This is a genomic window from Sphingomonas quercus (genome assembly GCF_018863195.1).
GTDB classification, from domain to species: Bacteria; Pseudomonadota; Alphaproteobacteria; order Sphingomonadales; family Sphingomonadaceae; genus Solisphingomonas; species Solisphingomonas quercus.
Map to the genome: position 1 here is coordinate 35,005 of NZ_JAHKRT010000009.1, position 20,693 is coordinate 55,697.

The 20,693-nt window shown below is 68.0% G+C and carries 18 protein-coding genes and 1 tRNA gene; 9 read left to right on the plus strand and 10 right to left on the minus strand.

Annotation, left to right across the window (positions count from 1 at the left end; all coding sequences use genetic code 11):
• The first annotated feature begins 95 nt into the window (after positions 1 to 95).
• Positions 96 to 647 carry a biliverdin-producing heme oxygenase gene (locus KOF26_RS15400; RefSeq protein WP_216327043.1) on the plus strand — a complete coding sequence of 184 codons (552 nt, stop codon included), beginning with the start codon at positions 96 to 98 and terminating at the stop codon, positions 645 to 647.
• A complete protein-coding gene (locus tag KOF26_RS15405; RefSeq protein ID WP_216327047.1) occupies positions 640 to 3,201 on the plus strand; it encodes an HWE histidine kinase domain-containing protein in 2,562 nt (853 codons plus the stop codon). Before KOF26_RS15400 ends, KOF26_RS15405 begins: the two co-directional genes overlap by 8 nt.
• A gap of 27 nt (positions 3,202 to 3,228) precedes the next feature.
• Here KOF26_RS15405 and KOF26_RS15410 read toward each other — a convergent pair whose 3' ends face one another.
• A complete protein-coding gene (locus KOF26_RS15410; protein ID WP_216327050.1) occupies positions 3,229 to 3,855 on the minus strand; it encodes a DVUA0089 family protein in 627 nt (208 codons plus the stop codon).
• A gap of 248 nt (positions 3,856 to 4,103) precedes the next feature.
• A tRNA-Gln gene (locus KOF26_RS15415) sits at positions 4,104 to 4,177 on the minus strand.
• A gap of 164 nt (positions 4,178 to 4,341) precedes the next feature.
• Here KOF26_RS15415 and KOF26_RS15420 point away from each other — a divergent pair.
• Genes KOF26_RS15420 through KOF26_RS15440 form a run of 5 tightly spaced genes read left to right on the plus strand, consistent with a single transcriptional unit; the run spans position 4,342 to position 8,638 of the window.
• Positions 4,342 to 5,391, plus strand: coding sequence for a Ppx/GppA phosphatase family protein (locus KOF26_RS15420; protein ID WP_216327053.1), 1,050 nt, complete (start codon positions 4,342 to 4,344; stop codon positions 5,389 to 5,391).
• Positions 5,388 to 6,065, plus strand: coding sequence for an RlmE family RNA methyltransferase (locus KOF26_RS15425; protein WP_216327055.1), 678 nt, complete (start codon positions 5,388 to 5,390; stop codon positions 6,063 to 6,065). Before KOF26_RS15420 ends, KOF26_RS15425 begins: the two co-directional genes overlap by 4 nt.
• Positions 6,055 to 7,092 (plus strand): alanine racemase, encoded by a 1,038-nt coding sequence (alr, locus tag KOF26_RS15430; protein ID WP_363182273.1) that lies wholly within the window; start codon positions 6,055 to 6,057, stop codon positions 7,090 to 7,092. Before KOF26_RS15425 ends, alr begins: the two co-directional genes overlap by 11 nt.
• A complete protein-coding gene (locus KOF26_RS15435; protein WP_216327061.1) occupies positions 7,089 to 7,886 on the plus strand; it encodes an MlaE family ABC transporter permease in 798 nt (265 codons plus the stop codon). The genes alr and KOF26_RS15435 overlap by 4 nt, the downstream gene beginning before the upstream one ends.
• Positions 7,883 to 8,638, plus strand: a complete 756-nt coding sequence (locus tag KOF26_RS15440; RefSeq protein ID WP_216327064.1) for an ABC transporter ATP-binding protein — start codon at positions 7,883 to 7,885, stop codon at positions 8,636 to 8,638. Before KOF26_RS15435 ends, KOF26_RS15440 begins: the two co-directional genes overlap by 4 nt.
• A 3-nt stretch (positions 8,639 to 8,641) precedes the next feature.
• Here the strand turns inward: KOF26_RS15440 and KOF26_RS15445 are convergent, their stop codons facing one another.
• From KOF26_RS15445 to KOF26_RS15455, 3 genes are all read right to left on the minus strand, one after another.
• Positions 8,642 to 9,841 carry a glycosyltransferase 87 family protein gene (locus tag KOF26_RS15445; protein WP_216327067.1) on the minus strand — a complete coding sequence of 400 codons (1,200 nt, stop codon included), beginning with the start codon at positions 9,839 to 9,841 and terminating at the stop codon, positions 8,642 to 8,644.
• A 4-nt stretch (positions 9,842 to 9,845) separates the two neighbouring features.
• A complete protein-coding gene (locus tag KOF26_RS15450; protein WP_216327069.1) occupies positions 9,846 to 11,051 on the minus strand; it encodes a glycosyltransferase 87 family protein in 1,206 nt (401 codons plus the stop codon).
• Between the two features lie 183 nt (positions 11,052 to 11,234).
• Positions 11,235 to 13,022, minus strand: coding sequence for a methyl-accepting chemotaxis protein (locus tag KOF26_RS15455; protein WP_216327081.1), 1,788 nt, complete (start codon positions 13,020 to 13,022; stop codon positions 11,235 to 11,237).
• Between the two features lie 181 nt (positions 13,023 to 13,203).
• Between KOF26_RS15455 and KOF26_RS15460 the strand changes: the two genes are divergently transcribed.
• Positions 13,204 to 14,379, plus strand: coding sequence for a carbohydrate porin (locus tag KOF26_RS15460; protein ID WP_216327083.1), 1,176 nt, complete (start codon positions 13,204 to 13,206; stop codon positions 14,377 to 14,379).
• Positions 14,380 to 14,512: 133 nt separating this feature from the next.
• Here KOF26_RS15460 and KOF26_RS15465 read toward each other — a convergent pair whose 3' ends face one another.
• Complete coding sequence (locus KOF26_RS15465; protein ID WP_216327086.1) at positions 14,513 to 15,688, minus strand: acetyl-CoA C-acetyltransferase; 1,176 nt, start codon at positions 15,686 to 15,688, stop codon at positions 14,513 to 14,515.
• 31 nt (positions 15,689 to 15,719) lie between these two features.
• Positions 15,720 to 16,715: an alpha/beta fold hydrolase gene (locus tag KOF26_RS15470; protein ID WP_216327087.1), complete on the minus strand. Its 996-nt coding sequence runs from the start codon at positions 16,713 to 16,715 to the stop codon at positions 15,720 to 15,722.
• Between the two features lie 89 nt (positions 16,716 to 16,804).
• Between KOF26_RS15470 and phaR the strand changes: the two genes are divergently transcribed.
• Complete coding sequence (gene phaR, locus KOF26_RS15475; RefSeq protein WP_216327438.1) at positions 16,805 to 17,365, plus strand: polyhydroxyalkanoate synthesis repressor PhaR; 561 nt, start codon at positions 16,805 to 16,807, stop codon at positions 17,363 to 17,365.
• A 31-nt stretch (positions 17,366 to 17,396) separates the two neighbouring features.
• On the opposite strand, the gene KOF26_RS15480 is transcribed toward phaR, so the two are convergent.
• From KOF26_RS15480 to KOF26_RS15490, 3 genes are all read right to left on the minus strand, one after another.
• Positions 17,397 to 17,843 carry an NIPSNAP family protein gene (locus tag KOF26_RS15480; protein ID WP_216327090.1) on the minus strand — a complete coding sequence of 149 codons (447 nt, stop codon included), beginning with the start codon at positions 17,841 to 17,843 and terminating at the stop codon, positions 17,397 to 17,399.
• A 46-nt stretch (positions 17,844 to 17,889) separates the two neighbouring features.
• On the minus strand, positions 17,890 to 19,134 hold the full coding sequence (locus tag KOF26_RS15485) for an SAM-dependent methyltransferase (RefSeq protein WP_216327093.1): 1,245 nt from the start codon (positions 19,132 to 19,134) through the stop codon (positions 17,890 to 17,892).
• Between the two features lie 181 nt (positions 19,135 to 19,315).
• The gene (locus tag KOF26_RS15490; RefSeq protein WP_216327095.1) at positions 19,316 to 20,644 is read right to left on the minus strand and encodes a cystathionine gamma-synthase family protein; all 1,329 of its coding nucleotides are present in this window, start codon (positions 20,642 to 20,644) and stop codon (positions 19,316 to 19,318) included.
• Positions 20,645 to 20,693 lie beyond the last annotated feature (49 nt).

The following is a 20,693-nucleotide window of genomic DNA, read 5'->3' on the forward strand; positions in this document are numbered from 1 at the left end:
CGATTGGAGCAACCAGACTAATCCAGGTCAAGGTCTGGCGAGTTTACATCGACGTGGCCAGCGTCTAGCCGGGGTTGATGGCGGCATCATCGGTCATGCAAACGGCGGAAGCGGCACCGGCCGGCGCCTTCCATCACCGACTACGCGCCGATACGCGTGCCGATCATGAGGCGGTGGACGATCGGTTCGGCCGGTTCGATCTGGCCGATGCAGACAGCTACCGGCAATTCCTCACCGCGCATTCGCTGGTCCTGCCCGGTTTTGAGGCGGCTTTGGCGCCGGCGGCGTTGATGCCGGGCTGGGAGCAGCGCACGGCGGCGCTCGCCGACGACCTCGCCGCCCTCGGCGCGGACATGCCTGCGCCGCTCGTGCCCGCGGCCGCGATGCACGGCGCGGCGCGCTGGGGGGCGATCTATGTCGTCGAGGGATCGCGGCTGGGCGGCGCCGTCCTGTCGCGCAGGGTCGGCGCCGGGCTGCCGGCCGCCTATCTGTCCGCAGTGCATCGCGGCGGCGCGTGGCGGCGCTTCCTCGCGGCGATGGACGCGGCGGCCGTGGACGAAAGCTGGCGCCGCGCGGCGATCGCCAGCGCAAGGTCGGTGTTCGCCGCCTATCGCCGTGCCGCGGACGAGGCGCGCACCCATGGCTGACGACGAGCTCGATTTCCAGGTCGACCTGACCAATTGCGATCGCGAGCCGATCCATGTCCTCGGCATCATCCAGCCGTTCGGCTTCCTGATGGCGGTGACGGCGGACTGGATGGTTTCGCGCGTCTCGGCCAATGTCGAGCAATTCAGCGGCCGCGCTCCCGGTGATTTGCTCGGCAAGCCGATCGCCGACATCGTCACCCATCATGCGTTGCACGCCATTCGCAACCGCCTGACCATGTTGCGCGGGCCGGACGGCGTGGAGCGGCTGTTCAACCACATTCTGTTCGAGGGCCGGCCGGCGTTCGACATCGCCGTTCACATGGCCTCCGGCCTCATCGTCATCGAGGCCGAGCCGGCCGCCGAGGAGAGCGTCGAGGCGGCGGCGATGGTCCGTGCGATGGTCAGCCGTCTCGACCAGACCGAGCAGATGTCCTCCTTCCTGCGCGAAGGCGCGCGGCAGGTGCGGGCGATCACCGGCTTCGATCGGGTGATGGTCTATCGTTTCGACGAGCAGCAGTCGGGCGAGGTCGTCGCCGAGGCTCTGCGGCCCGGCGTCGACAGCTTCATGGGCCTGCATTATCCGGCCAGCGACATTCCCGCCCAGGCCCGCAGGCTTTACCTGCGCAACGTCTTCCGGGTCATCGCCGATGTCGGCGCGACGCCGGTGCCGATCACGCCGCAGCTCGATCCGCGCGGAGTCGCGCTCGATCAGTCGCTGTCGGTGCTGCGCGCGGTATCGCCGATCCACATCGAATATCTGCGCAACATGGGGGTGGGGGCGTCCCTCTCCATCTCGATCATCGTCGGCGGCAAATTATGGGGGCTGTTCGCCTGCCATCATTATGCGCCGCGCCTGCCGAGCTTCGCCGCGCGCACCGCCGCCGAGTTGTTCGGCCAGATGTTCTCGCTGATGCTCGAAAGCCGCGAGCGGCGCGAGGCGGCGGATTACGAAACGCGCGCCCGCACCATCGTCGATCGCCTGATGTCGACGATCGCGCAGGACAACAACCTCCTCGACAACGCCCAATGGCTTGGCGAGGTCATCGCAGACGCTATCCCTGCGGATGGCGTTGCCGTCTATCTCAACGGCAGCGTCGCCTTGTCCGGGCTGACGCCGACGGCCGATCAGTTCGGCGCGATTGTCCAGGCGCTCAACCGCACCGCGTCGAGTACCGTTTTCTCCACCGACTCGATCCAGCACATCGTGCCCGAGGCGGCAGCCTATGCCGATATCGCCGCCGGCCTCATCGCCATTCCGGTTTCGCGCAGTCCGCGTGATTATGTCGTGCTGTTCCGCAGCGAGCGGCTACGCTCGGTGCGTTGGGCGGGCAATCCGGACAAGGCCGTAGACTATGGCCCGAACGGCCCGCGCCTCACCCCGCGCAAGAGCTTCGAGGCGTGGTCCGAACTGGTGAAGGGCACCAGCAACAGCTTCACCGCGGCCGAGCGCCGCGTCGCCGAGACGCTGCGCACCGGCATGATCGAGGTGCTGATCCACCTTTCCGAAAACGCCGATCAGGAGCGGGTGCGCGCCAACGAGCGGCAGGAACTGCTCATCGCCGAGCTGAACCATCGGGTCCGCAATATCCTGTCGCTGATTCGCGGCCTGATCTCGCAGACGCGGAGCACCGCCACCACCGTCGAGGATTTCATCTCCACCCTCGATCACCGCATCCAGGCGCTGGCCCGCGCGCATGACCAGATCACCTCGGATCGCTGGGGGCCGGCCCGGCTCGTCGACCTGATCGAGATCGAGAGCGGCGCCTATGTCGGGCTCAAACGCGATCGCATCCGGCTGGAGGGCGCCAACGTGCTCCTCCAGCCCAACGCCTACAGCACGCTGGCGCTGGTCATCCACGAGCTGATGACCAACGCTGCCAAATATGGCGCCCTCTCCGACAATGGTGAGGTGCGGGTCGGCTGGCGGGTCGATGCCGATGGCAGCCTGTTGCTCGAATGGACCGAGCGGGGCGGGCCGGCGGTGACCGCGCCGACGCGGCGCGGCTTCGGCAGCACGATCATCGAACGCTCCATTCCCTATGACCTTGGCGGCACCGCCGAGGTCAATTATCGGCTGGCCGGGCTGGAGGCGCGGTTCTGCGTGCCGTCGCGCCACGTCGCCGGGGTGGCGGCGGATGCGCTGAGCGGCCCCGCCCGCCGCGCGCTGCCGGTCGATCGCCGCCCGCTGGAGGGCAAGACGGTGCTGCTCGTCGAGGACAGCATGATCATCGCGCTCGACGGCGAGGACGCGCTGCGCGCCCTCGGCGCCGCGCTGGTGGTGACGGCAGGCAGCGTCGTCGAGGCGCAGCGCGCGCTCGACCAGCAGGATTTCGATTTCGCCCTGCTCGACTTCAATCTCGGGGCGGAAACCAGCGCGCCGATCGCCGACCGGCTAGTCGCGCAGCAGATATATTTCGCGTTCGCCACCGGATATGGGGAGGCGATCAGCGACCCACGGTTCCGCGGCGCGCGCACCCTCACCAAGCCCTATGGCGTCTCGCAGCTGCTCACCCTGTTCGAACGGCGAGAGGAGGCTGAAAGCCCGACGCCGTGAGGGCGCCGGGCTTTTGCGTGTCGAGGCTCAGGCCGTCTGGCGCGCCGGCGTCCGGCGGCGCGCTGCGGCGCCGACCAGGCCGAAGCCAACCAGCATCATCGCCCAGCTGGCGGGCTCGGGCACGGCCGAACCCGGGCCGGCGGCGACGTCCACGTTGAGGATGTCGAACGCCCAATGGCCGTCGCGCACGTCGCCGTTCACGTCGACGAAGCCGTTTCTGAAATCGGGATCGCCGTCAGCCGGGAATGCGCCCGGAATGTTTTCCGGCGCGAAATTGTCATACTGCGTCACGTAGACGGTATAGTCACCCGGGGTGAGGAGGTTGCTGAGGTAGACGTCGAAGACCGAGCCGGTGACCGCGTCGGCGATCGAGTTGCCGGTGTCGTCGTCGTCATTCTGTCCGATGCGCTGGCCACTCGAATCATAGAGCGACAGGATCGGATCGAAGCCGCCGCGGGCGATCGTCTGCCCGGCCGCGTTGACGCCGCCGGCATAGGACCAGCTGCGCAGCACGACCTGCGAAGCGGCACCGACGGTAAAGGTGAATGCGGCCTTGTCATTGTCGTTCACGAAACTGCCGGTGAACGAAAAGTCTGCGGCATGCGCGCTGGTGGCAAGAAGAGCGGCGGCAGCGGCCGCGAGGTAATGCTTCATAACCCCTCCAACTGTTGAGGGCCTTCGTACTGCAACTGCCGTGCCAACTCGAAAATTTGGCTGTTAACCATGATTCCCGGAATATCGGCGGCCGATGCTTGTATGCGAATTCGACAGTCTCGCCTGATCTGGATCAAGCGTCCCGAGGCGCCTGAGCACCGTGCGAACCGATGCGGCCGCGCGAATGCGGGAACGACCCGGGCCGGCCGGACCCGGCTTCCGGGGGCATCAGCGGGTGGTCGAAGGATTGGATGCCCCGCGAGGATTCGAACCTCGATTGACGGAGTCAGAGTCCGTAGTCTTACCTTTAGACGACGGGGCACCAAAGCAAGGCCGGCCAGATAGAGTCGGCCGCCGGTCCTGTCAACGCGCTGTGCATGGCGAGCCCTCCCCAGCGATTGCCAGCCCGGCAACGAACGGTTACGCTTGTCGCCAAGCAGCGGCGGAAATTTCCCGCCGGGACTATTATAGAAGAAGACAGGCGAAATGGCGCGATCAGACGCGACATTCGCGGCCGCCACCGGCACCGCGCAATCCCCGCCCCCTTCGCGGCGGACACCCTCACGGCAGAATGCGGCTCGCACCTATGGCGCGCTGGATCTCGGCACCAACAATTGCCGGCTGCTGATCGCGCGGCCGACGGCGGAGGGATTCGTCATCGTCGACGCTTTCTCGCGCATCGTACGGCTTGGTGAGGGCTTGGGGGCGACCGGGCGCCTGTCCGATGCGGCCATGGATCGCGGCGTCTCGGCGCTGGCGGTGTGCGCCGACAAGCTCCGCCGCCGCCACGTCTCGCTGGTCCGCTCGGTGGCGACGGAGGCGTGCCGGCGGGCGGCCAATGGCCGCGCCTTCGTCGAGCGCGTCTATCGCGAGACCGGTATCATGCTCGACATCATCTCGCCGGCCGAGGAGGCGCGGCTGGCGGTGCTCGGCTGTCAGGCGCTGCTGGAGGAGGGCGAGGGGCCGGCGCTGATCTTCGACATTGGCGGCGGGTCGACCGAGCTGATCCTCATCGATACGGACGAGGGCGAGCCGGTGATCCGCTCCTGGTACAGCGCGCCGTGGGGCGTCGTCTCCCTCACCGAGAGCGAGGCGGGTCCGCGCGAGGGCCGCGACGCGCACCTCGCCGCCTATCGGCGGATGAAGGCGCGGGTGACGGAAAGCTTCGCCACCTTCGCCACCACGCTGCCCACCGAACACGCGATGCCGCCACGCCTGCTTGGCACCAGCGGCACGGTGACGACGCTGGCCTCGCTCCATCTCGGCCTCGCTTCCTATGATCGCCGGGCGGTGGACGGGCTGATCGTGCCGGCCGAGGCGATGCGCGACATCAGCGCGCGGCTGTCGGCGATGTCGGTGGCGGAGCGCGCCACCCTGTCGTGCATCGGGCAGGAGCGCGCCGATCTGGTGGTGGCGGGCTGCGCCATCCTCGAGGCGATTCTGGACATTTGGCCGGCCGAACGCCTCGGCGTCGCCGATCGCGGCATAAGGGAAGGTATCTTGCGATCACTGATGGCGCGGGAAACCCGCGGATGAGCCGGGGCGGATCGGGCGGGCGCACCCGCGTCAAGACCGCGCGGGGGCGCACCGCTGCGTCCACCCGCTGGCTGGAACGGCAGCTCAACGACCCTTATGTCAAGAAGGCGAAGGCGGAGGGCTATCGCAGCCGCGCCGCCTATAAGCTGACCGAGCTGGACGAGCGTTTCAGCCTGCTGCGCGGGGTGGAGCGGGTGGTCGATCTCGGCGTCGCGCCGGGCGGCTGGGCGCAGGTGGTGCGCAAGATGCGGCCCAAGGCGATCGTGGTCGGCATCGATCTGCTGCCGACGCTGCCGATCGAGGGCGTAACCCTGCTCCAGATGGATTTCATGGCCGATGCCGCGCCCGACCTGCTGTCCGAGGCGCTCGGCGGCCAGGCTGATCTCGTGCTGTCCGACATGGCGGCGAACACCGTCGGCCATCCCCAGACCGATCATTTGCGCACCATGGCGCTGGTCGAGGCAGCCGCCGACTTCGCCAACCAGATCCTGCGGCCGGGCGGCGCCTTCGTCGCCAAGGTGCTGGCCGGCGGGGCGGACAGCGGGCTCGTCGCCGGGCTCAAGCGCAACTTCACTACCGTCAAGCACGCCAAGCCGCCGGCGAGCCGCAAGGATTCGTCCGAATGGTATGTCATCGCCCAGGGGTTCCGGGGGACGGCCGACAGTGACGCCTGACGCATTGCCGGCGCGCCTCACTCTCGACGGGCGGGCGCTGGTCCAGAACTGGCGGCTGCTCGCGCGGCTGAGCGGCCCGGCCGCCTGCGGCGCCGCGGTCAAGGCGGACGGCTATGGGCTGGGCGCGCGCGACGTGGTGGCGCGGCTGGCGGCGGCGGGCTGCCGCGACTTCTTCGTCGCCACCTGGGGCGAGGCGGAGGCGCTCGGCCAGTTGCCCGACGGTGCTGTGCTCTCCGTCCTCCATGGCGTGCGCGAGGCGGACATGGCGCTGGCCTTGGCGGGCCCGCATCGGCCGGTCCTCAATTCGGCGGCGCAGGTGGCGCGCTGGAAGGTGGCGGGCGGCGGGGCCTGCGACGTGATGGTCGATACCGGCATGAACCGGCTCGGCCTCACCCCGGAGGAGGCGGTTTCGGGTCTGCTCGACGGGCTCGCGATCGAAACGCTGATGAGCCATCTCGCCTGCGCGGACGAGCCTGCGCATCCGCTCAACGCCAGCCAGCGCGCGGCCTTCGCGGCGCTTGGCGAGCGCGTGCCCGCCCGCCGCACGAGCCTTGCCAATTCGGCCGGCATCTTCCTCGGGGCCGATTATGCCTGCGACCTCACCCGGCCGGGCCTCGCCCTGTACGGCGGCCGGCCGGCGCCCGGGGCCGAGGGTCTGGCGCAAGTGGCGCGGATCGAGGCGCAGGTGCTACAGGTCCGTACTGCGGACGCCGGCACGCCGGTCGGCTATGGCGCGACGTGGACGGCCGAGCGGCCGACGCGGATCGCCGTCCTCAACATCGGCTATGCCGATGGCTATCTGCGCGGCTTCTCCTCCCGCGGCCATGCGCTGGCCGGCGGGGTGCGATGCCCGGTGGCCGGCCGCGTCTCGATGGACCTGCTCGCCGTCGCCGTGCCGGATACGGTGGGCGAGGGAGACTGGCTGGAGATCGCCTATGCCCTCCCTGAGGCGGCCGAACAATCCGGTCTGTCGCAATATGAGTTGCTGACCGGCCTTGGCCGCCGCTATGGGCGACGCTGGTCATGAGCGGGTTCGCCACTTCCCCCCCCGTGCGCCTGCTGGCGCGGATCGGCGCGCTGGCGATCGGCCTGCTCGCCGCGCTCGGCCGCGTCGCGATGTTCGCCGGCCGCACGATCATCAGCATCTTCGCCCCGCCTTACTATCCGGCCCGCTATCTGGAGCAGATGGCCCAGATCGGCTGGTTCTCGCTGCCGGTCGTCGGCCTCACCGCGATCTTCACCGGCGCGGCGCTCGCCCAGCAAATCTATACCGGCGGCTCGCGCTTCAACGCGCAATCGACGGTGCCGGCGATCGTCGTGTTCGGCATGGTGCGGGAGCTTGGGCCGGTGCTTGTCGGCCTGATGGTCGCCGGCCGCGTCGCCTCGGCGATGGCCGCCGAGATCGGCACGATGCGCGTTACCGAGCAGCTCGACGCGATGACGACGCTGCGCACCGACCCGTTCCAATATCTGATCGCGCCGCGCCTGGTGGCGGCGATGATTTCGCTGCCGCTGATGGTGATGATCGCCAACGCCATCGGGCTGTTCGGCGGCTATCTGCTGTCGGTGGAGAAGCTCGGTTTCAATGCCGCCAATTATCTCAACGTCACCCGCCAATATCTGGAATGGGACGATATCGTCACTTCCGAGGTCAAGGCGGGGGTGTTCGGCTTCTTCATCGCGCTGATGGGCTGCTATCACGGCTATCACACGCGCGGCGGCGCCGCCGGCGTCGGGCGCGCGACGACCGACGCCGTGGTCTCGGCCTTCATCCTCATCCTCTTCTCCAACCTTCTGCTCACCGTGCTGGCGTTCGGATGACCGAGCCCAAGATCGCCCTCAACGATCTCGCCAAGGCGTTTGGCGACAAGGTGGTGCTGGACGGCGTGACGCTGGCCGTCGAACCGGGCGAATCGATGGCGATCATCGGCGGCTCGGGCACCGGCAAGTCGGTGATGCTGAAATGCATCCTCGGCCTGATCCAGCCCGATGGCGGCACCATCCGCATCGATGGCGAAGACACCACGCACCTGCGCGGCCGTGCCCGGCGCGAGGTGCAGGCCAAGTTCGGCATGTTGTTCCAGGGCGGCGCGCTGTTCGATTCGCTGCCCATCTGGCGCAACGTCACCTTCGGCCTGACGCGCGGACGGGCGATGGATTCGGGCCGGATGCGGCGGCTGGCCGAGGAGAATCTGGAGCGGGTCGGCCTTGGCGCGGACGTGCTCGACCTCCGGCCGAGCGAGCTGTCGGGCGGCATGCAGAAGCGCGTGTCGCTGGCCCGTGCCATCGCGCCCCGCCCGCAGATCATCTTCTTCGACGAGCCGACCACCGGGCTCGATCCGATCATGGCGGATGTGATCAACGATCTGATCCGCAGCCTCGTCGAGGGGCTTGGCGTGACCGCGGTGACGATCACTCACGACATGACTTCGGCGCGCAAGATAGCCCATCGCGTGGCGATGCTCTATCAGGGCCGGATCATCTGGCACGGCCCGTGCGATCGGCTCTATGACAGCCGCAATCCCTATGTGGATCAGTTCGTGCAGGGGCGCGCTGACGGGCCGATTCAGTAGCGTTCATCCCTTCTGCGGCAGCGTGTCGCGCAAGGCCAGCGCCGCGGCGGTCAGCGCCAGCAGGCTGGCAATGGTGAGGATGATGGCGATGCCGTTGCCAAGCGCGGCGGGCAGAAGGCCGGCCAGCAAATAGGGGCGCAGGCAAATCGCCACGCCGAGCCACGCCGCGACGCGCACCGGCCAATCGAACGCCGTCGCCAGGATGGCGATCGGCGCGATCGCCACGAAGTCATAGACGTGCAGCGGCATGAAAAACACGGTCAGCGCGATGAGGACGAGCGTGAGCGCGCCTCCTTCTGCTCCGGCATCGTTCCGCGCGTGCAGGAGCAGCGCCGCCGCCATGCTCGTCACCACGCAGGGCAGTAGCGCCGCGCTGGCGGGGACGCCGCCGCCAAAGGCGTGGACGACGATCTGGTTGAGCCCGCTCAGGATGAACGGATCGTTCGGGGGATAGGTGCCGTAGCTGGCGGTGTTGGCGAGCATGCCGTGGATGGTCGGCATAACCCCGTTCGCGGCGAATTGCGGCAGGCAGCCGACCAGCGTGGCAGTGCCCGCGATCGCCAGCGCGCTCCGGCCATGAGGCAGGAGCAGCAGGGCGGCGGCAGCCGGCACGCCGAAAGGCGGCTTCAGCAACAGCAGGAACAGGCCGAAGGCGAGGGTGATGCGCTCGGAAAGCATCAGGCCGCGCGCGTAAAGGCAATAGCCGGCAAAGATCAGGATGGACGATTGCCCCGCCGCCAGCGCCATCGGCGTCGGCGTCATGAACGCCGCCACAACGAGAAACACAGGCATCGCCCAGCCCGGCAGCGGGACGCCGGCGCGGGGCAGGGCGCGGGCCAGCGCCACGGAGGCGAGGACGAGGAGCAGGGCATTGCCGGCGCGCCAGACGCAAAGCGCGACGTCGGCGGGCAGCGACGCCACGGGCGTGGCGACGAGCCACCATTGCGGCGGGTAGAACCACGGCGCTGCGCCGTGCGGCCCGGCATGGGCGAGACTGCTGCCCGGAAATAATCGCCTGGCGAGGAACATGAAGCGGCCCGAATAGGGATCGCCGCCGTCCGCCCAGATCCGGCCGGCCGTCCAGTAGGACAGGAAATCGCCGCCCTCGCCATCGTAGAAGGTCGATTTCGCGATGAGGTAGGCGATCGCGACCGCAAGGCACGCCGCGCTGGCGATGTCCTGGAACGGGAGCCGCTGACGCATCGCCCTATCGCGCCCGCGCACCCGAGACTGGCGGCCGCAGCAGCACCAGTGCCGCGGCGATCAGCGCCAGCGTGCAGGCGACGGTCAGGATGAGCGCGGTCAGCGGAATGTTTTGCGGCGTGGTGTCGCCCCCGGGGCGCAACGCCGGGAGCGAGAGGAAATCCCAGACCAGACGAGGACGCAGGCAGATTGCCATGCTGAGCCACGTGGCGGCGCGCACCGGCCAGTCAAAGGCCATGGCCAGAATGGCGAGCGGGGCGAATGCGATGATGTCATAGGGATGCGTCGGAACGAAGAACATGGCGAGGGCGATGACCGCAAAGGCGATCGCGCCCCGCCCGTCGACGCGCGCACGCAGCGCCAGCGCCGCTCCCATGCTCGCCGCGACGCACAGCGGCAGCAGCACGATGCCCGATGCCCCGACGTGCAGGAAGCGGCTGAGGATCTGGCTGAGGCCGTTCATGTAGATGGGCGCGTTGGGCGCCTGCCCGCCATAGGCCCGGATATTGCCGATGAAATCGACAATAGTCGGCGCGAAGCCGTGGAGGACGAACTGCGGGAGCGCGGCGGCGCCCGTGGCGAGGACGGCGATGAACAGCGCGCCGCCGCAGCCGGGCACGAGCACCAGCGCCATCGCCGCAGCTACGCCGAAATGCGGCTTCAGCAGCAACAGAAATACGCCGAGGGCGAGGGTGGCGCGTTCTGACAGGATCAGGCCGCGTGCATAAAAGCAGTAGCCGGCGAAGATCAGCAGCGATGACTGGCCCATCGCCAATGTCGCCGGCGTCGCCTGGATGAAGGTTGCGAACAGCAGGAACAGGGCCATTGCCCATTCGGGAAGCATGATCCCGGCGCGCGGCAAGGCGCGGGACAGCGCCATCGCAGCGATGGCCAGCAGCAGCGCGTTGATCGCCCGCCAGACTTCGATCGCCCGATCCATCGGCAGCAAGCCAATGGGCCTCAGGATCACGAACCATTGCGGTGGGTAGAACCACGGCGCCGGATCCTCGATCGAAAGCAGAGTGCCGATCAACAGCGGCGTGCGGGGCGAATAGGGACTGATCCCTTCCGCCATCGCGCGGCCGACCCCCCAGAACATCGGAAATTCGGACGGGTCGTCATGGCTGAAGGCGGATTTGACGACGAGATAGGCAAGCGCCAGCGTCGTCATGGCGATGGCGGCCAGCCGCCCCGCGTCGCGGCTCAGCACGAATCCGGGCCGATCGGCGCAAAACGGCCGAACCTGTGGCCATGGTCATGGTGATCGCGACGCATGCGAACGGAATTCGCACGCGCCGCAACCTGCCCAGTAGAGTGAGTCGACCCAGTTGAAAGAACCGGATGATATCAATAAGTTCCTGCCCGGGTCGCCGCGTCCGGCGGGTGGCCCCGCTCAGAATTCCGACCAGTCATCCTCCTGCACCGCAAGATTGCCCTTCACCGCGGGAGCCGGGCGCGCCGCGGGCAGGGCGGCGCGGGCGCGGTTCTGCAGGCGGTGGACGGGGTTGGCATTGATCTCGTCCTGACCGGTGCGGAAGCGGGCGACCTGACGGGCGAGGTCGTCCGCCTCGGCAGCCAGGCTGCGCGCCGCGGCTGTCGCCTGCTCGACCATCGCGGCGTTCTGCTGGGTGACATTGTCCATTTCGGCGACGGCGGTGTTGACCTGCTGAAGGCCGGACGCCTGCTGTTCCGCCGAGGTGGCGATCGTCGAGACGAGGACGCTGATCTCGCCGATACGGGCGATGATCCGCTCCAGCGCCTTGCCGGTCTTGTCGACCAGCGCCACGCCCGCCTCGACCTGCTCTGACGAGACGGTGATCCGCGTCTTGACGTCCTTGGCCGCCTCAGCCGAACGCTGGGCGAGCGCGCGTACTTCCGACGCGACGACCGCGAAGCCCTTGCCGGCATCGCCCGCCCGCGCCGCCTCGACGCCGGCATTGAGCGCCAGCAAATTGGTCTGGAAGGCGATGCCGTCGATCACCGAGATGATGTCGGAGATCTCGTGGGCCGAGCGCTCGATGCCGCCCATCGCGGCGACCGCCTCATGCACGACGCGGCCGCCTTCTTCCGCCTCACCGCGCGCTTCGAGCACGGCGGAGTTGGCGCGGGTCGCGGCGCTGGCGGTCTCTCGGACCGTGCCGGTGATCTCGCTCATCGCCGCGGCCGTCTCTTCCAGGCTGGCGGCCTGCTGTTCGGTGCGGCGGGAGAGATCGTCGGAGGCCTGGCTGATCTCGCCGGAGCCGGTGCGGATCTGGCCGGTGGCGTGGGTCACCGCGACCAGCGTCTGCGAAACCGAATCCATCGCGCCGTTGAAGTCCGCCTTGAGCTTGGCGAACGGGCCGGTCAACTCGGCGTCGATGCGCCTCGTCAGGTCGCCCTTGGCGAGCGCATCCAGGCCGGCACCGATGTTCTCGACGATCAGCGCGGTCTGCGCGGCCTTCTCGCGCTCGGCGCCGGCCAGCTGATCGCGCAAGGCGAGCGTCGCCTGGGCGAGCTGGCCCAGTTCGTCGCCGCGAGCCGCACAGGGCACCTCGGCGGCGAGGTCGCCGGAGGTCATGCGCTTCAGCACCGCGACCAGCCCGATCAGCGGCGCCACCAGGAAGCGGCGACAGGCGACGCCGATCGCGCCGACGACCGCCGCCGAAGCAAGCATGCCCAGCAGGATCAGCACGATCGCGGTGCCGCTGATGCTTTCGGCGCTCGCGCGGACTTCATCCGTGTGGTTCTCGATGACGTCGGAAACCTTGTCCATCGCCCCTTCGAGCTGGTGGAATTCGCCGATGAACTGGGGGAGGATCGCGAGCGCCGCAGCGCGATTATCCGTAGCCTTGCCGGCGATTTCGCGGGCGGCGGCGATATAGCCTTCCACCGCCGGCTGCACGGCGACGGCGGCGTCATGCACTGCGACGGAGTTCTGATAGGCTTCGTCGGTCTTGATGCTCTTCTCAAGGGCGGCGAGATGCTCGGCAAGGTCCTTCTGGCCCTCGGCAAGATCGGTGCCGCTCCCCGGTCCGGCGGCGAGGATGCTGAGCACGTCCGCGCGCACCGCGTCGTGCATCATGTCCGCGTTCATATGATTGCGCAGCAGCGCGGAGGCCTCCTGCATGTGGCCGAGGGCGCTCGCCTGATTCCTGCTTGCCCAGAGGCTGACCGCGCCGGAGCCGAAGACAAGCAGCAACATCAACGCGATAGCGGAAAAAGTCATGCGATTAATGGACGTAACCATCCGGCTCACCCCTGAGAATTGTCGGATCGTGGGTAAGCACCGATGCTTAATTTTCAGAGAATGGGAAGTTTACGTTCCCTTATCCTGACCGCGACTATTGAAAGCCTTGGGGGCAAGGTCAAACACGGGTCAGCATATGTCATGGCGTTATTGCGTTCTCTCGCTGCTTGCAGCGGGCTCTGCGGCCAATGCGCAGCCTTCCGGACCGCCCGAAGCGGCCCAGCAGCCGCCCGTGGTGCTCGGCGCGGCCTATACTGCCGACATTATAGGCGTGTTCGCGAAGGATTATCGCGACAGGACATTTTATCTCGATAATCTGGACGTGACGGCGACGGCAGACCTCTCCCGCCTGATCGGGTGGAACGGAGGCACCGCCCATCTGCACCTGCTCAACAATCTCGGTGGCATGCCCAACACCCGCGCGGGCACGCTGCAAGGCATCGACAATATTGAGGTCGCCAGCCAGCGTCTGCGCGTCTTCGAGGTGTGGCTGGAGCAGGCCGTCGGCAAGCGCAGCACGGTGCGCGCCGGCCTTTATGATCTGAACAGCGAATTCTACACCAACGAGGCGGCGGGCGCGCTGCTCGCTCCGGCATTCGGCGTGGGATCGGAAATCGCCGCGACCGGACCGAACGGCCCGTCCATCTTTCCGTCGACGGCGTTGGCGGTGCGTATCGACACCAAGCTCGGCAAACAGGGCTATGCGCGGTTCGCCGCGCTCAACGCCAATGCCAGCACGATCGGCGACGCCCATGGCGTCGACATGTCGTTCAGGAACGGCGCCCTGCTCGTCGGCGAATTCGGCCTCGAAGGGAGCAGCAAGGTTGCGCTGGGCCTATGGACCTATACGCGTCGTCAGGACGATATCCGCGCCGTTGACATGAGCGGCGCGCCGGTCCGGCGCAATGCTCACGGCGCCTATGCCATTGTCCAGCATGCGCTCAACGACAGCGACGGACCATGGGCGATGCAGGCCTTCGCCCGCGTCGGCGTTTCGGACGGCAAGACCACCCCGTTTCGCGGCGGATGGCAGGCCGGCCTGCTGGTCGACCGCCCGCTCGCCGGCCGTCCGAACAGCCTGTTTTCGATTGGCGCCAATCAGGGCTATCTGTCGAAAGGCTATCGCCGCAACCTCACGGACGACGGCATCGGCGTCCGCAAGGCCGAGACCGCGGCGGAAGTGACCTTCTCCGACCAGATCATCCCGCACCTGACGCTGCAGCCCGACTTCCAGTGGATTTTCAGCCCGGGCGGCGAACAGGATCGCAGGCGCTCCATCGCCGTGGCGATGCGGATGACAGTGGAATATTGAGGAGCGGCTTCAGCCGGGCACAAGAGCCCGGCAATTGCCGTCCGCCCGCGGATGCCTGCGATCCGCGCCCGCGGTCAGGTTCGTGGCCCTCCGCCGGCTCCTCCTCGCGAAGGGGCCGGCGGAGCCAGTCGGTTCAGATGCGCTCGACGCATATGGCGATGCCCATGCCGCCGCCGATGCACAAGGTGGCGAGGCCCTTCCTGCCGTCGCGGCGCTTCAGCTCGTGGAGCAGCGTCGTAAGGATGCGCGCGCCGGATGCGCCGATCGGGTGGCCGATGGCGATGGCGCCGCCATTGACGTTGACCTTCTCCGCATCCCAGCCCAGCTCCTTGCCGACCGCCAGCGCCTGGGCGGCGAAGGCCTCGTTGGCCTCGATCAGATCGAGATCGCCGAGCGACCAGCCGGCCTTTTCCAGCGCCTTGCGGCTCGCCGGCACCGGGCCGATGCCCATGATCGAAGGATCGACGCCGACCGAGGCGAAGCTGGCGATACGGGCGAGGATCGGCGCGCCGCGGCGCTCGGCCTCGGCGCGGCTCATCACCACCAGCGCCGCGCCGCCGTCATTGAGGCCGGAGGCGTTGGCGGCGGTGACGGTGCCGTCCTTCTTGAAGGCCGGGCGCAGGCCGGCGAGCGAGGCGACGAGCACGCCCTCGCGGATGAACTCGTCCTGGTCGACGACGGTGTCGCCCTTGCGGCCCTTCACGGTGACGGGCGCGATCTCGTCCTTGAACCGGCCCTCGCGGCGGGCCGCCTCGGCCTTGTTCTGCGAGCGGGTGGCGAACTCGTCCTGCGTCTCGCGGGTGATCTGATATTCCTCGGCGAGGTTTTCGGCGGTGACGCCCATGTGATAGCCGTTGAACACGTCCATCAGGCCGTCCTTGATCATCGTGTCGACGAGTTCGACGGCGCCCATCTTCTGGCCGGCGCGCAGCGCCTGGGCGTGGGGGGCGAGGGACATGCTCTCCTGCCCGCCGGCGACGACGATCGACGCATCGCCGGCGATGATCGCCTGGGCGGCGGTGGCGACGGAGCGCAGGCCCGAGCCGCACACCTGTTGCACGCTCCACGCCACGACCTCCTTGGGGATGCCGGCGCCCATCGCCGCCTGCCGGGCCGGGTTCTGGCCCTGCGCGGCGGTCAGCACCTGGCCGAGGATCACTTCCGATACCTCTTCCGGGCGGACGCCGGCTTCGGCGAGCGCGGCCTCGATCGCCACCTGGCCCAGGATATGGGCGGGCGTCGTGCCGAGCGCGCCGAGGAAGCTGCCGACGGGCGTGCGCTTGGCGGCGGTGATCACGACTTCGGTCATTCTGGACTCCGGACTTGGGGAATAGTTCGGCTTATCTAGGCATTGTCTGTTGCAAAAGCCATGCGGCCAGCGGCTCCCAAAGCGTCGGCCGCGCGCGGCGGCTGACGATCATGCCGACATGGCCGAGGCCGAGGGTCAGGCGCCGGCCGCGGCGGACGGCGGTCGCGGCGGGCACGATGCGATCGGTGGTCGAGACGATGTTGAGCATCGGCGCGGTGATGCGGCCGGGCACGATCGGCGTGCCCGCCACCCGCCACCGCCGGCGGCCGCTGCGATCGGCGGCGATCAAATCCTCCATCAGCTCGCGGCCGGCGGCATGGGTAAGCGGCGCGCCGTCATTCGCCCAATCCTCCATCGCCACGAAGCGACGGGCGGCCTCGGACCCCGGCGCCATGCGGCCGAAGCGGACATATTTGTCGATCGTCCCCTGCGGATCGATTCGCCAGAAGCCGGCCTGGAGCACTTCCATCGGCAGCACGCCCATCGCCTCGGCGGGGGGGCGGGCGGCCTCCCACAGCTCGGCGATGCCGGCGCGGGTCCGGGCCGGGAAGCCGTGAAAGCGCCACGGCGTCGCGATCAGCGCCAGCCCGCGCACCGGGCGCAGCGCCGCCGCCGCCAGCGCCATCGTCCCGCCCAGGCAATAGCCGGCGAGCAGCGGCGCCTCGCCCAGCGCGTCGATCAGGGGCAGCAGCATCGCCTCGACATGACCGGCGACGTCAAGGCCGCGGTCGTGCGGCGTCGGCATTCCCCAGTCGAGCAAGAGCGGCCGCACGCCCCGGCTCGCCAGCCAACGCATCAGCGACACCTCCTCGGTCAGGTCGAGAATCGTGTGCGGATTGATCAGCGACGGCACCACCACCAGCGGGGCGCCCGCGCCGCCATAATCGAGCAGGCGCGCCCGGCCGACCGCGGCGGCGACGGGCGGCTCGGCCGGTGGTGCGGTGCGGGTCGCGGCCTGATAGGCAGCGAGCCCGGCGAGCGCTGCGGCCATGCGCTCGCCATCGCCGGACGTCTCGCTGCGCAACATATGGAGAAATAACGGGAGCGGACGAGGTCCGTGTTGCGGTGCGGCAAGCTTCGGTGTTACACGGGCGTCAGGCATTGACGGGAAACGCCATGGCGAAGTCTACCTCGGGCACGGACACGGTCATCATCAAGAAGTATGCTAACCGGCGTCTCTACAATACGGAATCTTCGAGCTACATCACGCTTGACCACCTGGCGCAAATGACCCGCGACGGCCGGGACTTCAAGGTACTCGATGCCCGCACCGACGAGGATATTACACATAATGTCCTCACCCAAATCATCATGGACGAGGAAAATCGCGGGCAGACGATGCTGCCGGTCAGCTTCCTGCGCCAGCTGATCTCGCTCTATGGCGACTCCATGCAGTCGATGGTGCCGCAATATCTCGAAGCGTCCATGGATGCGTTCCGCCGCAATCAGGCGCAGTTCCGCTCGGCCATGGAAGGCGCCTTCTCCGGCGGCCCGTTCGCCGAGATCGCCAAGCGCAACATGGAAATGTTCGAAGCCGCCTCCAGCGCGTTCAAGCCGAAGGTAGGCGATGCAGCGGCCCCCGCGGCCGGCGCCCCGGCCGATCGCGACGCGGAGCTTGACGCGCTCAAGGCCCAGCTCGCCGGGCTGCAGGAAAAGATCGAGAAGCTGGTGAAGTGACGGAGGGCGGGCGGCCCCTCCGCCGCCTCGTTCATCGCCCCAACGTCAGCGGCGGCGAATAGTCCGTCATCGTCATGAAGCTGCTGTCCACCTTCAGCACCAGCTTGCCGTTGGCCTCCGACGCGGCGGCCGCCTTCTGCCACTCGGGATCGGCGCGGAACGCCTTCCAGTCGGCATCATGGGCCGCCATGTCGGGATAGGCGAGGATATAGATCACCTTGCCATTGGGATCGGCGGGGGTCGGCGCCTCGTTCCAATAGGCGACGCTGGTCATGCCATGTTTACGGAACAGGCGCAGCGTATGGTCGCGGAAGCGCGTGTTGAGGTCGGCGAGCTTGCCGGGCGCGGCGTGATAGACGCGCAGCTCATACAGCGCCTGCCGCGCCTGGAGCGGGGCCGGCTGCGCCGGGGCGGCGGCCGGGGCGAAGCTCGCCGCGAGCGCTGCCAGAATGATCGCCTTGGCGGCGGAACGAATCATCTTCTCTCTCCCTCTTTTCTGTCGTGAGATCGGGCGCGGCGAGGCGTCAGGGCGTCGGCGCCTTCGCGCGCAGCGCCGCCTCGGCCTCGCCGATATAATCGCGGGTCAGTGGCACGGCGTTGCGGCGGCGGATATACTGGATCTGGTAGTTGCACAGGCCCCCCCGGCTGAACGCGGTCATCGCGCCGGCCAGATAGAAGGTCCACATCCGCCAGAAGCGTGCATCATAAAGCGCCTCGATTTCCTTCCGCGCGGCGACGGTGCGATCATACCAGTGGCGGATGGTCAGCGCGTAATGGACGCGCAGCATCTCGATGTCCGACGCGATCAGCTTCACCTTCTCCGAAGCGCTGATCACCTCGGACAGGGCCGGGTTGTAGCCGCCCGGGAAGATGTAGCGGCTGGTGAACAGGTCGGTGGTGCCGGGCTTGCCCATGCGGCCGATGGTGTGCAGCAGCATCACGCCTTCGTCGGCGAGCAGCTCGCGGCACTTGGCGAAGAAGGTCTCGTAATGCGGCGGGCCGACATGCTCGAACATGCCGACCGAGACGATGCGGTCGAACTTGCCGGTGACGTTGCGATAATCGATCAGCTCGAACTTGACGCGGCTCGCCACGCCGGCCGCCTCGGCGCGGGCGCGCGCCACCTTGAGCTGTTCCTCGGAAAGGGTGACGCCGAGCACGTCGACGTCGGCGACGCGGTGGAGATAGAGCGCCATGCCGCCCCAGCCGCAGCCGATATCGAGCACGCGCTGGCCCGGAGCGAGCGCCAGCTTGGCCGCGATGTGGGCCTTCTTGTCGAGCTGGGCCTGATCGAGGCTGACATCCTCGTCGCGGAAATAGGCGCAGCTATATTGCCGGTCGACATCGAGGAACAGGCTGTAGAGCCGGTCATCGAGGTCATAATGATGGGCGACGTTGCGTTTCGAACGGCTTTCCCAGTTGAGCCGGTCCCAGCCATGGGTGGCACGATGGACCAGCCGCTTGAAGGCGCTCGCCTCCAATCCGCTGTCGGCGGCCATGTCCCACTGGGCGTTGCTGCGGAACAGGTCGACGAGGCCGAGGATGTCGTCGCCGTCCACCGTCATCCGCCCGTCCATCCACGCTTCCGCCGCGCCCAGCCGCGGATCGCGGGCAATGCGGTTGGGAGTCGCGGCATCGGTGAAGCGGATGGTGACGGGCGCGCGCGCCGGATCGGGCGCGCCATAGTGATGAATCTTTCCCCCGGCCTCGTGAACGATCAACTCGCCGTTTTTCACGATCTTGCGGAGCATCTTGTCGAGAAGCCACATTCCGCATGTCATCCTGTCTTGCTGTTACGGCCCTATAACCGATCGGGCCGAGGGATGAAGCCCGGCTGTGATGAGCATGAGCCTGCGCGGGCCCGGCGGACGGAGCATGTCGTGCCCTTCGCCCGGCGCGGGCCCCAGCACGAGGAAATGGCGCGATCTGGCTGGCGGCTGCGGCCGCCGATCAGACGGCTTCAAGCGCCTGCTGGAAATCGGCGATGAGATCCTCCGGATCCTCGACGCCGATCGAGATGCGGACGAGATTGTCACCGATGTCGAGCGCCTGCTTGCGCGCGTCCGGCACGGACAGGTGCGTCATGCCGGCGGGGTGGGAGGCGAGCGTCTCGGTGCCGCCGAGGCTGACGGCGAGCTTGGCGATCTTCAGCGCGTCGAGGAAGCGGAACGCCTCCGCCTCCCCGCCCTTGAGATAGAGCGAGAAGGTCGAGCCGGCGCCGGTGCAATGGCGGCGATAGATATCCGCCTGCGCCGAGCCTTCCTCGAGAAAGCCGAGATAGCCGACGCGCTGCACCTTGGGATGATCGCGCAGCCAGGCGCACACCCGGGCCGCATTCTCGCCGGCGCGGCTCATGCGCAGCTCCAGCGTCTCCAGCGAGCGAAGCAGCATCCATGCCGAGTGCGGGTCGGTGATCGTGCCGATGGTGTTGCGCATCGCCCGGATCGGGTCGAGCGCCGCCTTGGCGCCGGTCACGCCGCCTGCCACCAGATCGGAATGGCCGCCGGCATATTTGGTGAGGCTGTAAAGGACGAGGTCGGCGCCATGCGCCAGCGGCTTCTGCCAGAGCGGGCCGAGGAAGGTGTTGTCGATGACGATGGGCGGTCGCTCGCCGCCTTGCGGGAAATGGCGGTCGCGCACCCGCGCCACCGCCTCGACATCGACCAGCACGTTGGTCGGATTGGCCGGGCTTTCGAGATAGATCAGCGCGACGCGGCCGGCGCCCTTGGCCTTGGTGATCGCCGCCTCGATGTCGGCTTCCGAGGCGCCGGCCGGGAAATCCAGCCAGTGCACGCCGAACCGGCCGAGGATGCGCGCGATCAGCGTCTCGGTCGCCGCATAGAGCGGGCCGGAATGGACGATGGTGTCGCCCGGGCGCACCAGCGCCAGCATCACCGTCGCGATTGCCGCCATCCCGGAGGAGAAGGTGAGCGCGTCCTCCGCATCCTCCCAGACGGCGAGGCGATCCTCCAATATCTCCTGATTGGGGCCGTTGAAGCGCGAATAGACCAGCCCTTCGGCGCCGCCGGGCCGTTTGCCGGTGACCCCTTCGAAGAAGCGCTTCCCGGCGGCGGCATTCTCGAACACGAAGGTGGAGGTGAGGAAGATCGGCGGTTTCAGAGAGCCTTCGCTCAGCGCCGGGTCGAAACCATGGCCCATCATCAGCGTCGCCGGCTTGAGGCGGCGGCCGCCCAGCTCCATGATGTCGGCGCGCGGCCGGCGGCGGGCGGAGACCGCGGTGAGATCGGCTTCGGTCTCGCTTTGGGGCTTTTTCGGCATGTCTCTCTCCGGCTCTTGGGCGGCGCTTCAACGCGCCATCATCAGCCGA

Bases quoted from the DNA above. Each gene is read 5' to 3' on its own strand.
- KOF26_RS15400 (WP_216327043.1), top strand. From the start codon at position 96: ATGCAAACGGCGGAAGCGGCACCGGCCGGCGCCTTCCATCACCGACTA.
- KOF26_RS15405 (WP_216327047.1), top strand. From the start codon at position 640: ATGGCTGACGACGAGCTCGATTTCCAGGTCGACCTGACCAATTGCGAT.
- KOF26_RS15410 (WP_216327050.1), bottom strand. From the start codon at position 3,855: ATGAAGCATTACCTCGCGGCCGCTGCCGCCGCTCTTCTTGCCACCAGC.
- KOF26_RS15420 (WP_216327053.1), top strand. From the start codon at position 4,342: ATGGCGCGATCAGACGCGACATTCGCGGCCGCCACCGGCACCGCGCAA.
- KOF26_RS15425 (WP_216327055.1), top strand. From the start codon at position 5,388: ATGAGCCGGGGCGGATCGGGCGGGCGCACCCGCGTCAAGACCGCGCGG.
- KOF26_RS15435 (WP_216327061.1), top strand. From the start codon at position 7,089: ATGAGCGGGTTCGCCACTTCCCCCCCCGTGCGCCTGCTGGCGCGGATC.
- KOF26_RS15440 (WP_216327064.1), top strand. From the start codon at position 7,883: ATGACCGAGCCCAAGATCGCCCTCAACGATCTCGCCAAGGCGTTTGGC.
- KOF26_RS15445 (WP_216327067.1), bottom strand. From the start codon at position 9,841: ATGCGTCAGCGGCTCCCGTTCCAGGACATCGCCAGCGCGGCGTGCCTT.
- KOF26_RS15455 (WP_216327081.1), bottom strand. From the start codon at position 13,022: ATGTTGCTGCTTGTCTTCGGCTCCGGCGCGGTCAGCCTCTGGGCAAGC.
- KOF26_RS15460 (WP_216327083.1), top strand. From the start codon at position 13,204: ATGTCATGGCGTTATTGCGTTCTCTCGCTGCTTGCAGCGGGCTCTGCG.
- KOF26_RS15465 (WP_216327086.1), bottom strand. From the start codon at position 15,688: ATGACCGAAGTCGTGATCACCGCCGCCAAGCGCACGCCCGTCGGCAGC.
- KOF26_RS15470 (WP_216327087.1), bottom strand. From the start codon at position 16,715: ATGTTGCGCAGCGAGACGTCCGGCGATGGCGAGCGCATGGCCGCAGCG.
- phaR (WP_216327438.1), top strand. From the start codon at position 16,805: ATGGCGAAGTCTACCTCGGGCACGGACACGGTCATCATCAAGAAGTAT.
- KOF26_RS15480 (WP_216327090.1), bottom strand. From the start codon at position 17,843: ATGATTCGTTCCGCCGCCAAGGCGATCATTCTGGCAGCGCTCGCGGCG.
- KOF26_RS15485 (WP_216327093.1), bottom strand. From the start codon at position 19,134: ATGTGGCTTCTCGACAAGATGCTCCGCAAGATCGTGAAAAACGGCGAG.
- KOF26_RS15490 (WP_216327095.1), bottom strand. From the start codon at position 20,644: ATGCCGAAAAAGCCCCAAAGCGAGACCGAAGCCGATCTCACCGCGGTC.